Genomic DNA, 15475 nt, shown 5'->3' on the forward strand with positions numbered 1-15475 from the left:
GGTACAATGGTACAATCACAATTTCCTCATTAATTATGCGGCTTTCTATTTTTAATGACAGTTTGGCCATATTTGGTATGCTAAAGCTGGCCTCATCTGCGGTAGATACCCATTCCTGTATGTTATCAGGCATTAGTTTCTGGTGATTATTAAAATCGGCCAGGTAACTGTATATCTCAGTTATGGGTTTGTTTATGCTGATAGCGCTGGTGAACGTAGTCATTGATGTAGATGTGAGATATTAGATTAACTTAGTTGAGGGCTTTGCCGTTTGAGACGGGGTGAAAAGTATTAATCAAAATCCTTCAATTCAATGAATCAAAGTTAATACAAATCAGAGAAATTTGTAAAGGTATTAAAAATCAACTGTTTAACTCGATGCAATTTGTCCCCATGTCGAGGGTGCTACGCGCCATTGTTTTAAAATGGCAACATCTTTTTCGGTAATATATTGGTTTTCCCCGGCGTATTTAATAAGTGCATTATAGTTTGACAGGGTAACAAAGGGGCAACCTGCATTCTTGAAATTTTCTGTGGCTACATCAAATCCATAGCTGAATATGGCTGCAAGGCCCGCAACTTCAAAACCGGCGGTTTTTAATGCGTCAACAGCCTGTAGGCTGCTTTTTCCGGTTGATATCAGGTCCTCAATTACAACAACTCTTTTGCCGGTAGTAGTAGTTATATCTCCTTCAATTAAACTGCCGGTGCCATGTTCTTTTGCTTTGGCGCGTACGTATATAAACGGAAGCCCCAATTCCTGCGCTACCAATGCGCCTTGTGGTATCCCCGCAGTGGCAACACCTGCTATGCAGCCAACACTGCCAAATTTTTCCTGGATAATAACAGTTAATTGCTGCCTGATATAGGTACGGATTGATGGATGAGAGAGCGTTACGCGGTTATCGCAATAGATAGGCGATTTCCATCCTGAAGCCCATGTAAAAGGATTATTAGGTTGTAATTTAATTGCTTTAATTTGCAGCAGGAATTCGGCAACCTGCTGTTCTATCTCATTATTATTAAACATGGCTCAAAAATACAGAATTTATATTAACGAAAAGGTTATCCTGCTAACAGAATCAGAACCTCATAATGTTGAAAGTTATGAAAAGCTTGAAGCAGAGACCTTTGATCTTAAAATAATTTATACCTGGATACTGGCTAATCCCAAAAAACTGTTCTATATAAAATGCAATAATGCCAAAGAGTTTTTAAGATCTGTTAAGAAAAATATAACACTTATTGAGGCCGCCGGCGGACTTGTTAAGAATACCGCGGGGCACTATTTATTTATTTACCGTAATGATAAATGGGACTTGCCAAAGGGTAAAATTGAAAAGGACGAAAAGGTTAAAGAGGCGGCTGTGCGCGAGGTAGAGGAAGAGTGTGGTATAAAAGTGAACAAGCTTAAAGATAAGATATGTAAAACTTACCATGTTTATATTAATCGTGGTGATGTGGTGCTTAAGAAAACACACTGGTTTAACATGGATTGCAAGGGCAGAGAAAAGTTAAAACCGCAAAAAGAAGAAGGTATTACGGATGTGCGCTGGTTTGAAAAACATCATATTGAACCTATAATTGATAATACCTTTCCATCTATTTTGGATGTATTACATAAAGAAAAACTGGCTATAAATAGGCTAATGCCTCAGAAGGGATAAATTGGGCAACATCACCATGATGGCGCATAATTTCGCGCACTATAGTTGAGYTGATGGATGAATAACCTGGTTTGCTTACTATGAAAATACTTTCAATATCGGGCACCAGGGCGTGGTTCATTTGGGCAATGGCTTTTTCGTACTCAAAATCGGATACAGTACGGATTCCTCTGATCATGTACGTGGCACCAATGCTTTTGCAAAAGTTAACCGTAAGGCCTTCATAAGCAATAATATGAATCCGCTCATCGTGCTTAAAAACGGCTCTCAGCATTTGCTCCCGGGTTTCAATACTTAATAAGCCTTTTTTGCTGCTGTTTGCACCAATCCCAATGTAGACCTTATCAAACAGATCAACTGATCTTTTCACAATGTCAACGTGGGCCTTGGTAACCGGATCAAACGAACCCGGGAAAAGAGCGATCTTCATAATAGGGTAGTGTTAATGCTTCCACCAAAAGTAACAATGATTTTTAATGTTTGATTATATTAGATTGAATTTAAAGCGCTATAATATCTTCCAGTTGGTAATAAACTTTTATGCCATGTTCTTTTGCTATTCTAACATCTTCATCAGCTCCTTTAGATTCACCTGAAATCCTTAAAATGGCATCGCATTTGGCCAGTATACGCCGCGATACAGGATATGAAATTTCCTGATACGCTTTATCGCCCGGATATTTTGAGCCGGCCTGTTTTAAAAGAGGTAGCGCAAACCATTCGCCAATTACAGGGATATGGCCGGCCCTGAATATAGGAAGTGCTGCTTCTTCCATTTTCCTTAAATTTTCTGCCATTAATTCCGGGTTATCATTTGTGCCTGAACGGTACGGGCCTGCAATTAATATTGTTAAAATTTTGTTCGTCATGATATTAAATTATTAATCTGGGCATATTGTAAAAGCATTATGGTTTTAGCATCTCTTATTTCGCCATTGTGCATCATTTGCAAGGCTTCGGCAAATGGTAATTCCAGCACTTCTATATTTTCGTTCTCCTCGTCAAGACCACCGCCATTGCTAACTTTCATGTCTTTTGTATACTCGGCTATAAAAAAGTAGAGTATTTCTGTCACCGATCCCGGCGACATATAGGCCTCGAACACTTTTTTTACATTACTAACCTGGTAGCCGGTTTCTTCCTCAGTTTCTTTCCTAATACAATCTTCGGCGTTATTCTTATCAAGTAATCCCGCACAGCTTTCTATAAGCATTCCGCTTGTATTACCATTGATGTAAGTAGGCATGCGGAATTGCCTGGTAAGTATTATAGATTTATTAGCAGCATTGTATAAAAGGATGGTTGCACCGTTGCCTCTGTCATAGGCTTCGCGGCTAAGTAACAATACCGTACCATCTTTTTTTGTTGCCTCAAAGGTTATTTTATTTAGCGTATACCAATTATTTGATAGGATATCGATATTTAAGATTTTTATTTTATCCATATAATTTGACTGAATTTGATCGATTATGATTAATTTTGAACAAATCAACAATATTTAAATGAGCTTTCAAAAAAGAAAACAGAAAATACTTGATAAACTAAGTAGTTTAGGTGAGGTTGATATTAAAGAATTAGCCGCAACACTGGCTATCTCGGAGATAACTGCCAGGCGCGATTTAAACCAGCTTGCCAGCGATGGTTTACTTTACCGTACTCATGGTGGCGCCATGAAGGTTGATCCTTTAGCAAAACCGCAGGACTTTGTAAATAAGGCGGCCCAAAATTCAAGCGTTAAAGACAACATTTGCCGCAAAGCTGCCGAGCATATTCACGACGGAGATATTATTTTTATGGACTGCGGCAGCACGGTTTTTAGGCTGTGCCAGTTTATAAAAAATAAAAAGATAAGGGTGATAACCAACTCGTTACCTGTAATTTATGAATTGCAAAACTGTTCGGTCTCCTTGAATATTGTTGGGGGCGAGTTTGACAGCAAAAGGCAGGCTGTACATGGTAAAGCAGCCAACGAGCATATTGGCCGATACAGGGCCGGGAAGGCTTTTTTAGGGGTTGACGGGGTATCGCCAAACGGTTTATTTGCAAATAGTGAACTTGAAGCAGAAATAACATCAGCTTATATTAGCCAAAGCGCTTTTGCCTATATATTATGCGATGCCGGTAAAATAGGTAACGAAACTTATTTGAAATTTGCAGATATAAACCAGGTTGACGCTATTATTACCAATGCCGATGATGAAAAGCTTAAACTTTTTGCTGATACCGCTTTAGTGCTTTTAAAGATTGATTAAACAGACTCCATCACATTGTTCCTAAAAAATGAAAACGACGAATGTCCATACTTACGCTGCTCCACAAAAGCCGGGTGCTGACTTATGTTTTGCATTGATTGATGCTCAACTATCAATAATGCGCCAGGCAAAAGAATATTCCTTTCAAAAACAATTTTTGGTATGTCGGGGATCTTATTCAGGTCATAGGGGGGGTCGGCAAATACAAGGTCATATTGTTCCGTTTCTATCTGGAGATATTTGAACACATCTTCTTTATAAGCTTTTATTTGGGTTAGCTTATGCTGGCGCGATGTATCTTTCAGGTAATTAACACAATGAATGCTGCGGTCAACCGATATAACTTCGGCAGCGCCCCTCGAAGCAAACTCCAATGAGATATTGCCTGTGCCGCTAAACAGATCGAGTACCTTGATGCCCTCGAATTCTATTTGATTTAGCAGGATATTAAACAAGGCTTCCTTGGCCAGGTCGGTAGTAGGGCGTACCGGAAGGTTTTTAGGTGGGTTAAGCCTTAAACCTCTTAAAGAGCCTCCGATGATACGCATAATGAAAGAGCAGAAAGTGACAGTATTTTATGACCTTCAATTTCTGAAGGTAACAGAAGTGGCGTTACAGTGTTGATCTCCACCTTGCCAAAAAACTCAGCTAAACGGCTCATATTTTTATCGCCGGTATTAACCTCCCCACTCGCATAAAYAGAAGTGTGGGCGGGTTGTAAACTAAGTTCGCTGGTTACTAACGAGACAAAATAAGCCAGTTCATCTTCGCCGGTAAACTCAAAAGTATTATAAAAGCGCAATTTACTAAAGCCGAAGTTGGCTATTTCAGCCGTTTCACCGTTGATATTCAAATATAGGTCACTGTCGCCGGGCTGGTTATTGGCTATGGCATTTAGCCATCCTTTGGATGAAAATACGGTATTACGTAAACCAAACTCCTCTGCAGCGTTTAGTACATCGCCGGGTGTTTTATAAATAATAATGTTTTTATTATCTAATGGCTGGCTCAAAACTTTTTCGTCTGCCTTTACATCAAGGAAACGGGCCAGATCGGCCAGTTTATCCTGGTTGAAAAGGTTTTGTGGCAAAAGCGAAAAGCCGGTTGCGGGTAAACCTATAACTACATTTTTATAGCTTGCAGATAACAGGTCCAACAATTCCTGTGGATCGTTTAATTCATCSAGCGGGTGCTTATCAGCCAGGGCGATAAGTTTGTTTTGATCGCTTACAGCGTACGAAAACGATGTTTTATCAATTTGTATCAATAAATTATAACCTTGCGCCTTATCAAGGCTAAAGGTATCATCATGGTAATTGTAGTTGTGTTCGCTCATGCCAGTTTAACAAAAGTAATATTTTTTAGCAGATACCCTATAGGCAACTATTAAATATGCTTTCATTGTTGGGTGAAACTTTAAACCAGCAGCCTTGAAAAAAGAGATAACAGAATGTAAATAATTAAGGGCCGCCAGATAGGTTTAGGATAATAATCATCGTCAGGAAAATACTTTTTAAAGAAGTACTTTGTCAGTATTAGCCCAGCTATAATGTTGAGTGCTATAATTAAACCCAGAAGCTCCAACATTGGTAATAGTTGTGTAAATGTTAAGGGCGTGCCCGACGAAGCCTTTTTAATTAATTCAGGATCTATCTTAATGCCCGAATACCTTATTGCGTTAATATATATTAAATAAAAAACCACCAGGAAAAGTAAAACCTGGGTTATAACTTTTTTATACCCGGCCGCCCATAAATTAAGAATAAGCAAAACGCCGGCAAATAAAAAACTGAAAATAGAAAAACCGAAAATGGCCCGTTTTGAATAGATATCTACAAAATCCTCTTCTTGTTCTTCTACCTTATCTTCATTAAATTCCATGGCCAAATTTATAACTTATCCTGTTAGCTTTTTAGTAAGGGTAAAGGTTTTTCAATTACTTATCATCATTTTTGTAAAGTGGCAGAAATTGATCATATCCGCAAAGCATTTCCGCATACCCCAACCGGCCAGCAACTGGAACTGTTTGACCGCCTGCATGCCTTTTTACAGAGCCGTGACGGCGACGAATGTTTTATCCTGAGGGGATACGCCGGTACCGGCAAAACCACCGTATTGGGGGCGCTGGTAAAAGCGCTAAAGCAATATAATTACAGGTCGGTATTACTGGCGCCAACGGGGCGGGCTGCTAAGGTGATCACCAATTACTCGGGTAAAAAGGCCTTTACTATTCATAAACGCATCTACCGTAAAAAATCGGCGCTTACCATGGATGGTGGCTTTGCTATTGCCGATAACCTGGCCAGCGATACGCTGTTTATAGTTGACGAGGCATCAATGATAAGTGATGAACCCGTTGCGGGCCACGCATCTTTGCTGTACGACCTGGTAAGGTATGCGTACAACGATAAAAATTGCAAACTGGTACTGGTAGGCGATACCGCCCAGCTGCCGCCTGTAGGCTCTGATAACAGCCCTGCGCTCGACGAAAAGATCATGAAGGGGAAGTTCAGGCTTAATGTGTTTAAGTATGAACTTACGGATGTGCTTCGCCAGCAAAAGGATTCGGGGATTTTATTTAATGCTACGGCTATCCGAGATATCATCCGCCTGGAAGAAATAACTACTCCTAAAATAGTTACGAAAGGCTATAAGGATGTTTTCAGGATGACGGGCGAGCGATTGGAGGAGGGATTAAACTACGCCTATAATAAGTACGGGTATGATCGCACGCTTATTATTTGTCGCTCAAACAAGAACGCTAACCTATATAACGGGCAGATCCGCAACCGGATACTGTACCGCGAGGAAGAACTCACCGGGGGCGACCAGATCATGGTGGTTAAAAACAACTACTTCTGGCTTAAGGATAACGACGAAAACAGTACAGATTTTATTGCCAATGGCGATATTGCCCGCATCAGGAAGGTGCGCCGTACAGAGGATATGTATGGCTTCCGCTTCGCTGATGTGCAGATAGAGTTTATTGATTATGCCGAAGACCCGGTACTGGATTGTAAGATACTGCTGGATACCCTGTATGCCGATTCGCCGGCATTATCACAGGAAAATCAAAAGAAGTTTTACGAGGAGGTTATGAAAGATTATGCCCACCTTACCAATAAAAGGGCCATGCATAACGAGCTGAAGCTGAACCCGTATTACAATGCCCTGCAGATCAAATTCGCCTATGCCATTACCTGCCACAAGGCCCAGGGCGGCCAATGGGATGCCGTTTTTGTTGACCAGGGCTACGTAACCGACGAAATGATCAACATGGATTTCCTGCGCTGGTTTTATACCGCCATTACCCGTGCCACTACCGAACTGTTTTTAGTGAATTTTGATAACAGGTTTTATAAAGTCCCGGCTGAGTTTTAGTGATCAGGTGTTCCGTTTCAACTGAGTGAACAAGTGCACAAAAAAATCATGAAACAGGTTTAATTTGTTATAATTAATTGACAATGAGTTTTTTATGGAGGTATTAAAAAAATTTATGTACGACACGTGTTGTCGTACATCCAATAAAAACATCAACCTGGAACACTTTTTTAATATGGRTTAACAGATGTTTAAATCCCCCTTTCCCCAAAATCTATATTAAAAAAAGCCATTCATCATAGCAATCGCTTTTAAAATTAAAAGCCAGCAGGGAGGCACCTACGGAGCCCGGCTTTTGGGTTTTCTTGCGCTATAAACACGCGACTCCTACGGAGTCAGTGACACACCCCAACCATTTCCAACTCCAGCGGAGTTATGTGTTTATAGCGAAAAAGTGCCTTAACCCTGGCTCCGTAGGTGCCTCCTTTTTAAAAGCGATTGCCCCGAGTCTTTTATCCTTTGTCCAAAAATCCTTTGTCTTTCATCCTTTGTCCAAAAATCCTTTATCCATAAATCCATAATCCATAAATCCTTCATCCTAAAAAACTATCTTTATACCATAATTACTTTAACAACATACCAAACAAGGATTGCCAAAAATCCGGCCTGTTAATCCAGGTTTTCTGAAACGCTGAATGCCCGGCGCAAGTGTTTGCTATGCCATAATTTTTCAGCGCTAATCTTCAAGTTTTATCAATAAATATTACACTTCTGTAAAGAAATATACAGATATATCGGCATTTGACTCATGCGTTTTAAATAAGCATAAGTCTGGCCATTAAATTAAAATACAAACATGAATATCCTGTCAAATAAACAAAAAGTGCTATCATTTTATAAGCTGATCGTCCGTCAGCGCAAGGCCGAACTCATCCCCGAATTTGTGTTGGAAGATTACAAACAACATAACCCAACCGTTGCCCAGGGTAGGGCAGGCATCACCGCAATGATCAACTATTTAAAAACATTGCCGCCGCCACCGACCGACGCGCCATCACCCATTATCAGGACCATTCAGGAAGGCGACCTGGTTATAACCCACCTGGATATTTCATTCATGGGCAAACACCTGGTGGTTATCGATCTGTTTAAGCTAAAGGAAGGCATGCTGGCCGAACATTGGGATGTTATACAGGAAATGCCCGACCAAACCGGCCAGGCCATTACCGCCACCAATGGCACGGCAGCTATCGACCAAACGGCATCGGCACAAAATAGTAAACAGGTGGTGAACAGGTTTTATGAGGCTGTTATCAAAAAGCAATTGCCTGCCGGGCTTATTAAGCCGGATTATATTGAGCACGATCCATCCGTAATCAGCAGCGGTAAAGGCCTGGTGAATTACCTGTTTGCCGGGCATGATCGCGAAATCAAAATCCACCGGTTAATAGCCGAAGGAGATTTTGTAGTAGTTCAGTCTCAATTTAAAAGAGGCGGGGAGGCGTTTGTGCTTTATGACATCTTCAGGGTTGAGCAGGATAAGATTGCCGAACACTGGAGTGCCGAGCAGCCCGTACCCGAAGGTGTTGAGGCTGGGGATATGTTTTAAAAGTTTTAAAAGGTTTGTCTCGGATTTATTTCGTTAGCGTGTCCTGTGGGATGGTGAAACGAGTTATCAGTGACAAGTTGTAGAAATCCCAGACTTACGAAGTTTGTAAAACTGCTATGTAGAAAAGCATAGCAAACAGGTATGAGATTTTTTAGTCACATAAAGGTACAATTTTATTTCAGTATCAAAAAAAGACTCCAACTGCTATATGCGATCAAAAGCCGCCAGTAATTGTGTGTAATTAAAAGAGGTACGAATACTTCGCAATGTAATTAAATACAGTTTTCGATGGTGCGTTTTCCTCTTGGTGTTGATTGAGATACAATTTTTTTAACTGAMCATGTTTAATAAATTTACTATGCTGTAAGAAACGGAAGCGGCTCTGCTGAGGAGCAACCGCCAGGGATATTACAGCCGAATAAAGCATATCAGCCAGGCATAGGCAATCGCCCATAGCYTGGCTGTTTATTTATATGCTGTTTCGTAATGCCTAAAGAAAACCTTTCCGCTTTCCCTTTTTTCACTGGGTGCTGATCGTTGTTGTTCTTTTGGTAATCCTCCTGATAAGGCTGGCCTGACATTRCCACTCCCCGRGCTATCATGGACAGTTTACGGGCTACCTTCACAATTGCCTTTTTGCCATTCTTGCCTCCTGCATGTTTGCTGTAATAAGCAAACATGTTACGGGATTTTCTTATCGAATGCCATGAGGCTTCTATCAGCAATGGTCGAAGATGACTRTTGCACCGCGGTTGCATACCTTTTGTTTTGATGCAATCGCCGGAACTGTCTTCCCATGGACAAAGGCCCAAAAGGCTGGCATAGTGGTCCGGATCATCAAAACGCCTGAAATCCCCAATCTCTGCTATTAAACCCATGGCTGTAATACTGCCCATACCGGGTACGGTAATCAGATTGATGTAGGTTTGTTTATCGCAAGCCATCACCTGCTCTCTGAGGATTTTRGTTAGCTCAAACAATTGCTTACGCTGATACTTTAACTCTGCTACGTACTGTTGCAGGRCAATGGTTCCGGMTGCACTCTGCAGTTCCATATCCAACCAGGTCAGTGCTCTGCCTGTCAGATCGCCGCGCTTTGACACGCTCTCCGGTATTATTATGCTATAATACATCAGAAAACTTTTTAGCCGGTTATTCGCCCGCGTAGTATCCTTTACCTTACATTGCCGTAAACGAAACAAGCTCCGCAATTCCTGTTGCTCCTGGCTTAATACATATATGCCATGCAGGTTGCCCCGCTCCAGGTGGTCCGCGATCGCCCGACTGTCACGCTGGTCCGTTTTACTCTTTTTCTGCTTATCMGTACATGGCACATCGGCAGCATGCACAATGATATTATCTATTCCAGCYTTACAAAGCTGTTCATGAGCTCCTGTCCCGCAAAAACCTGCTTCATAAGCCGAATGATACCGCCCTCCGGGAAAGTTTCGCTGTAAATACTGATGCAGCGCCRCYGCATCCGGCACTTGTGTGAAGTGCCCTACTTCTATTTTAAGACTCCTGATAGTTACATACCACGAGTGCTTGTGAACATCCAGCCCTATATAAAAGTCCTGGCCGGTAAAATCATTTTGTTTTTGCAAATTTGTACGTAGCATAGCGCAGTTATTTAATTGTTAATCATTGCGAAACTTTAAGTTATCGCTTTAAAATTAAATTTCGGCCCTCTCTCTAAGAGGATGACCGCATACACTGCGCTATGCTTTTCTTACATAATTACTTCGTAAGTCTTTCGCCGATTTGTTATTCACTGCTGACTCCCCACTGCTGTCACCCGCGCAATGCCATTAAGTTAAGAGTTTTTTCGCGCAAAGATCGCAAAGAAGCAAAGTAATTTTCTGGCTTTCCTTAGCGTCCTGGCCATTTTTGGGCGAAATAAATGGCAATACCTGCGGCCCGGGCTATACGTTTCATACTGCGCAGGCCTTATCCGCATTGGCCTGTATCCACTTCTATCCCTATTGCAAAAAAAAACCACTGTTCGAATGTCTCCGACTTCGAACCAATATGTAAAGTAGTCCACAAACTACTTGTGCTGTGCGCTACTTTTGCTATACATACGGGTAGTTATAAACTACAGGCATTGTCGTTCGAAGTCGGAGACATTCGAACAGCGGCTATACTCCATCATACAGCTTGCGTCGTCAATAGTTGATCATTCAAGCGATCAGGCTTCATTTGCTTCGTTATCCTGAAATTGCTTTAATATTACCCTTTTCAAGCGCTCCTGGTGTTCATCACCCCAAAGCCCGATAGTGTGCATGATCGGTACCAATGTTTTACCGAAATCCGTAAGATCATACTCCACTTTGGGCGGCATTACCGCATAAATCTTTCTGGTAACCAATTCGTGTTCTTCCAACTCTTTCAGCTGGATGTTCAAAACCCTCCTGGAAACATCGGGTATCTTGCGCTGTAATTCACTTGGGCGTTTATGTCCTTCATGAATGAACCATAATATGCGGATCTTCCACTTTCCATAAAGCACTTCTCCTACCAGATCAAGGCCGCAATTCAGGTAAGGTAAGATCTTTCTTTCATACATATCACAAATATAGCCGTGTTACGCGATGCGAACAATAGGGATAAATTTCTCCCTATGTGAATCGTAAGCCCGTACTTGTTAGGAGTTTATGTACTGCCGAAATTTGTACAAAACAAATAACTATGGAAAAGCAACTTAATTTATCAGATGAACTCTCAGGCAAGATCGCCCTGGTGACCGGAGGCACGAAGGGTGCCGGTAAAGCTATTGTGCAACGGTTACAGGCAGCAGGCGCGACCATAATTACTACGGCCAGGAATAAGCCTGAGCATAACAATCAGGACTTTCATTTTATTTCTGCTGACCTGAGCAAGCCGGAGGGGACAGCCAAAGTTGTTCATGAAGTACTGGAAAAATTTGGCAGGCTGGATATACTTGTGAATAATCTTGGCGGCTCAGATACACCCGGAGGAGGATTTGCCGTGCTCACCAACGAAGATTGGGAGTCATCCATCCGAACCAATTTATTGGCTCCTGTTAGTTTAGACAGAGGCTTTTTACCGCAAATGCTGGATCGTGGCTGCGGGGTAATTATACACATCGCTTCTATCCAGGGCAAGCTGCCACTGCACGATTCTACTTTGCCTTATGCTGCGGCCAAAGCGGCGCTCATTAACTATAGTAAAGGATTATCCAAAGAGGTTGCACCAAAAGGTGTACGTGTGTTAACGGTATCACCGGGATGGATCATGACGGAATCATCTGAACGAATGATGGAGCGGATCTCAAAGAGCTCGAATATTACGATCGATAAAGCGAAACAAAGCGTAATGGCTGCTTTAGGCGGCATACCGATGGGCAGACCGGCGCAACCCGAAGAGGTGGCAGAACTGGTAGGCTTTTTAGTTTCGCCGAGGGCCGGCTATCTCACCGGGACCGAATTTGTGATAGACGGAGGAACGATACCAACAGTTTAACAAAATACATAAACCATGAATTTACCAAAAGTAGTAACAAGTTTAGTAGAAGCTCAAAACAGCCATGACAGCCAGGGTTTGTCATCCTGAACGCAGTGAAGGATCTATTCGCAGACTGTACAGGGCGAAGAAGCATTGCAAATAATAGATGCTTCACGAAATCCCAGACTTACGAAGTTTCAGAAACTTCGTAAGTCTTTCGCCGGTTTGTTATTCACTGGTGACGCACGCGTGTCGTGGCTGCACAACCACTGCTGGCGCACGCGCAATGCCATTAAGTTAAGAGGTTTTTCGCGCAAAGATCGCAAAGGCGCAAAGTGACTTTCTGGCTTTCCTTTGCGTCCTGGCCATTTTTGGGCAAAATAAATGGCAATACCTGCGGCCCGGGCTATACGTTCATACTGCGCAGGCCTTATCCGCATTGGCCGGTATCCACTTCTATCCCTATTGCAAAAAAAACCGCTGTTCGAATGTCTCCGACTTCGAACCAATATGTAAAGTAGTCTACAGACTACTTGTGCTGTGCGCTATTTTTGCAATACATATGGGTTTTGCAAACTACAGGCATAGTCGTTCGAAGTCGGAGACATTCGAACAGCGGAAGACTTCGGAGAGCGGGAGCATACGATTGCTTCGTGCCTCGCAATGACATAGATTATATTAAAAATAGCACTGATAATCAGTGGTTTGCAAATACGTCATTATAAGCGATCCGCTACTGGCACTGCTGGCGCACGCGCAATGCCATTAAGTTAAGAGGTTTTTCGCGCAAAGATCGCAAAGGCGCAAAGTGATTTTCTGGCTTTCCTTAGCGTCCTGGTCATTTTTGGGCAAAATAAATGGCAATACCTGCGGTCCGGGCTATACGTTCATACTGCGCAGGCCTTATCCGCATCGGCCTGTATCCACTTCTATCCCTATTGCAAAAAAAAAGCGTTGTTCGAATGTCTCCGACTTCGAACCAATATGTAAAGTAGTCTACAGACTACTTGTGCTGTGCGCTACTTTTGCTATCCATACGGGTAGTTGCAAACTACAGGCATAGTCGTTCGAAGTCGGAGACATTCGAACAGCGGAAGACTTCGGAGAGCGGGTATACTTAGCATGGCGTTTACCTGTCAGCGGGCACACAAGCCAGGAGGCGGCAGCGAAAAACGCTTGCGGTAGCAGGGGCGATTTTTGTTATTTTTGAATAAAACCAATCTTGTATGCAATTTTCAAAAAATCTTATAAGAAATCCGGTGAGAATGGGCTTACTGCTGGAATTTCACTCCGCTTTTCCTGGTGAACAACCCCTGTCATTAGAAGAATATTTAACAGGCGGAAGTAGAGACATGATATTAAATGTTGCGGCATTCCTATTAGGCTTTAAAAATCATAAATCTAAGTATGATGATAATAGAGAGTTGCTCAAAATGTTTTTTGGTGCAGAAAACAATGCTTTAGCCAATCAGCTTTATGATAAAATCAAGGCACTGGAGGCTACGGGTAATAAGGTTGGTATAATAAACACCTATAGTAGCTTGACTTTATTTGAACACTTTTTCAAACGCCCTGCCGAAGAACGAACCCAAAGTAACTCCGAATTTGAGGTTAACTTTTTCAAAGCATACCTTGTACTTAACACTTCTTACACTACTATTCAGCAAAAGGCTTTCGAATCGACTAAGGATTTGGATAAAGATTTGGCTTTTCCTATGATGATGTTTTGTATGAACTACCCGGTATCGGATAAACAGCATTATGATATTAACGAAATTTGGATAACGCAACTATTTAAAGCGTCTTTACTGTTCCAATTTTTGGAAAATTATGAAAGAACTACAGATCTTTATAAAGCATTTTTAAACCACTTTAAGGTTTCTTCATGGCAGGAATATCTTAAAAGCTTCCTACCGCTGACCTTATCCATGATGAAGAATACAAATGAAAGCTATACCGATTTTGATGTCATCGCAGGTGTGGAATTTGAAAAATCCTGCGAATTTTTGGATAAATTAATTGTCGAAAACGAGGAAGATTTGAATGAATATGATTTTCTAACATTGCGTTCAAAGCCATTTTATAAAGTAAAAGCCGGTGTCTACCGGATAATATTTAATTTGTTTGTGGTAGAAAAGATATTTAAAGGGGTTTATTTTCTTTTACGTGATGTCAACGATGCGCTACCTAAAGAGCAACAAGTGAAGGCATTAAAGAGCCTCTTCGGTGATTTCTTTTCAGAAAGAATATTGTTATATAAAACAATTGAAATAATCTTTCCTGATAAATGCATAAAATTTTCCGGGCAAGAATTGGTGGAAAAAAATATTTCCGGCGGCCCCGACTACTACGTGCGAAAACAAAACGATATCTTGGTATTTGAATCGAAAGATTTTCTCATTCCCGCTGATGCAAAAATGTCTTTCGATTATGCTCAGTATCAGGATGAGTTTGAAAAGAAACTATACTTTGAAATGATCAACGGAAGAGAAAAACTCGTCGGTGTGATGCAGCTAATCTCATTTATAAAAAGATTATTGATTAAGGACTTTCCTGTTGATACAAATTACAACTATCGTGAGGTATTTATTTACCCAGTCATTGTGGTTCATGATCATCAGTATAACGTTCCTGGTTTTAATACGTTGATTAACTATTGGTTTCAAGCAGAATTGGAAGAACTCCAAACAGCAGGTTTATACACTTTACACGTTAAGCCTTTGGTTATTATTAATATTGATTCCCTGATTTACCATCAAGTTGCTTTGCAGGAAAGTGTAACCTTAAACAACGTGCTAAAAAAATATACCGATCACATAAAAAGAGACAACTTCCGTAAATTTCGATCCGAAGAGGATATGAAGGCATATGTTTTAAGTAGACAAGTCGCATTCTCTACTTTTATTAACGAGTATTTTAGTGATTTGGGACTAAGAAAAGCTCCCCCTATACTCGAAATGGTTGCACCAGTTTTATTTCCAGGTGAGTGAAATCCCCCGGCTGGCGCACGCGTGCCGTGGCTGTTGCACAACTAACCCTTTAACGAACAATAAACTAAGTTGTGCGATCATTTTAGCCTGGCATCTGATTTAAGCGCAATAAAAATCAGATGTCTTAAAAGGCTCTAATAAGCTTAAAATCTCATGCCAAAGCCTATTCCC

The 15475-nt window shown here is 41.4% G+C and carries 15 protein-coding genes and 1 pseudogene; 6 read left to right on the forward strand and 10 right to left on the reverse strand.

Annotated features, from left to right (window positions below):
* A pseudogene (locus AC1DPZ_RS11055) lies at window positions 1-223 on the reverse strand (SRPBCC family protein); the annotation flags it as partial.
* Window positions 224-370: 147 nt separating this feature from the next.
* Window positions 371-1030: an orotate phosphoribosyltransferase gene (gene pyrE, locus AC1DPZ_RS11060; RefSeq protein WP_477403201.1), complete on the reverse strand. Its 660-nt coding sequence runs from the start codon at window positions 1028-1030 to the stop codon at window positions 371-373.
* Here pyrE and AC1DPZ_RS11065 point away from each other — a divergent pair.
* On the forward strand, window positions 1029-1667 hold the full coding sequence (locus tag AC1DPZ_RS11065) for an NUDIX hydrolase (RefSeq protein ID WP_477403203.1): 639 nt from the start codon (window positions 1029-1031) through the stop codon (window positions 1665-1667). The two genes, pyrE and AC1DPZ_RS11065, sit on opposite strands and share 2 nt — an antisense overlap.
* On the opposite strand, the gene coaD is transcribed toward AC1DPZ_RS11065, so the two are convergent.
* The 3 genes from coaD to nudK all read right to left on the reverse strand — a co-directional run bounded on the left by coaD (window position 1636) and on the right by nudK (window position 3111).
* Entirely contained in the window at window positions 1636-2097 is a 462-nt protein-coding gene (gene coaD, locus AC1DPZ_RS11070; RefSeq protein WP_477403205.1) for a pantetheine-phosphate adenylyltransferase, read from the reverse strand. The genes AC1DPZ_RS11065 and coaD overlap by 32 nt on opposite strands.
* Window positions 2098-2167: 70 nt before the next feature.
* A complete protein-coding gene (locus AC1DPZ_RS11075; RefSeq protein WP_477403207.1) occupies window positions 2168-2536 on the reverse strand; it encodes a DUF4406 domain-containing protein in 369 nt (122 codons plus the stop codon).
* Window positions 2533-3111, reverse strand: a complete 579-nt coding sequence (nudK, locus tag AC1DPZ_RS11080) for a GDP-mannose pyrophosphatase NudK (protein WP_477403209.1) — start codon at window positions 3109-3111, stop codon at window positions 2533-2535. Before nudK ends, AC1DPZ_RS11075 begins: the two co-directional genes overlap by 4 nt.
* Window positions 3112-3169: 58 nt before the next feature.
* On the opposite strand from nudK, the gene AC1DPZ_RS11085 reads away from it, so the two are divergent.
* On the forward strand, window positions 3170-3919 hold the full coding sequence (locus tag AC1DPZ_RS11085) for a DeoR/GlpR family DNA-binding transcription regulator (RefSeq protein ID WP_477403211.1): 750 nt from the start codon (window positions 3170-3172) through the stop codon (window positions 3917-3919).
* Here AC1DPZ_RS11085 and rsmD read toward each other — a convergent pair.
* The 3 genes from rsmD to AC1DPZ_RS11100 form a co-directional block, all read right to left on the reverse strand.
* Entirely contained in the window at window positions 3916-4467 is a 552-nt protein-coding gene (gene rsmD / locus AC1DPZ_RS11090; protein ID WP_477403213.1) for a 16S rRNA (guanine(966)-N(2))-methyltransferase RsmD, read from the reverse strand. The genes AC1DPZ_RS11085 and rsmD overlap by 4 nt on opposite strands.
* Window positions 4443-5255, reverse strand: coding sequence for a DUF3822 family protein (locus AC1DPZ_RS11095; protein WP_477403215.1), 813 nt, complete (start codon window positions 5253-5255; stop codon window positions 4443-4445). Before AC1DPZ_RS11095 ends, rsmD begins: the two co-directional genes overlap by 25 nt.
* Window positions 5256-5335: 80 nt before the next feature.
* On the reverse strand, window positions 5336-5800 hold the full coding sequence (locus tag AC1DPZ_RS11100) for a hypothetical protein (protein WP_477403217.1): 465 nt from the start codon (window positions 5798-5800) through the stop codon (window positions 5336-5338).
* Between the two features lie 78 nt (window positions 5801-5878).
* On the opposite strand from AC1DPZ_RS11100, the gene AC1DPZ_RS11105 reads away from it, so the two are divergent.
* Window positions 5879-7300, forward strand: coding sequence for an ATP-dependent DNA helicase (locus AC1DPZ_RS11105; RefSeq protein WP_477403219.1), 1422 nt, complete (start codon window positions 5879-5881; stop codon window positions 7298-7300).
* Between the two features lie 796 nt (window positions 7301-8096).
* Window positions 8097-8849: a nuclear transport factor 2 family protein gene (locus AC1DPZ_RS11110; RefSeq protein ID WP_477403221.1), complete on the forward strand. Its 753-nt coding sequence runs from the start codon at window positions 8097-8099 to the stop codon at window positions 8847-8849.
* 428 nt (window positions 8850-9277) lie between these two features.
* On the opposite strand, the gene AC1DPZ_RS11115 is transcribed toward AC1DPZ_RS11110, so the two are convergent.
* Both AC1DPZ_RS11115 and AC1DPZ_RS11120 read right to left on the reverse strand, forming a co-directional pair.
* Window positions 9278-10468 carry an IS110 family RNA-guided transposase gene (locus tag AC1DPZ_RS11115; RefSeq protein WP_477403223.1) on the reverse strand — a complete coding sequence of 397 codons (1191 nt, stop codon included), beginning with the start codon at window positions 10466-10468 and terminating at the stop codon, window positions 9278-9280.
* A gap of 569 nt (window positions 10469-11037) precedes the next feature.
* Window positions 11038-11415 (reverse strand): winged helix-turn-helix transcriptional regulator, encoded by a 378-nt coding sequence (locus tag AC1DPZ_RS11120; RefSeq protein WP_477403225.1) that lies wholly within the window; start codon window positions 11413-11415, stop codon window positions 11038-11040.
* Window positions 11416-11537: 122 nt separating this feature from the next.
* Between AC1DPZ_RS11120 and AC1DPZ_RS11125 the strand changes: the two genes are divergently transcribed.
* Window positions 11538-12332: an SDR family oxidoreductase gene (locus AC1DPZ_RS11125; protein WP_477403227.1), complete on the forward strand. Its 795-nt coding sequence runs from the start codon at window positions 11538-11540 to the stop codon at window positions 12330-12332.
* Between the two features lie 1208 nt (window positions 12333-13540).
* Window positions 13541-15304 carry a hypothetical protein gene (locus AC1DPZ_RS11130; protein WP_477403229.1) on the forward strand — a complete coding sequence of 588 codons (1764 nt, stop codon included), beginning with the start codon at window positions 13541-13543 and terminating at the stop codon, window positions 15302-15304.
* The last annotated feature ends 171 nt before the right edge of the window (window positions 15305-15475 follow it).

Source organism: Mucilaginibacter sp. P4_G9 (assembly GCF_056400985.1).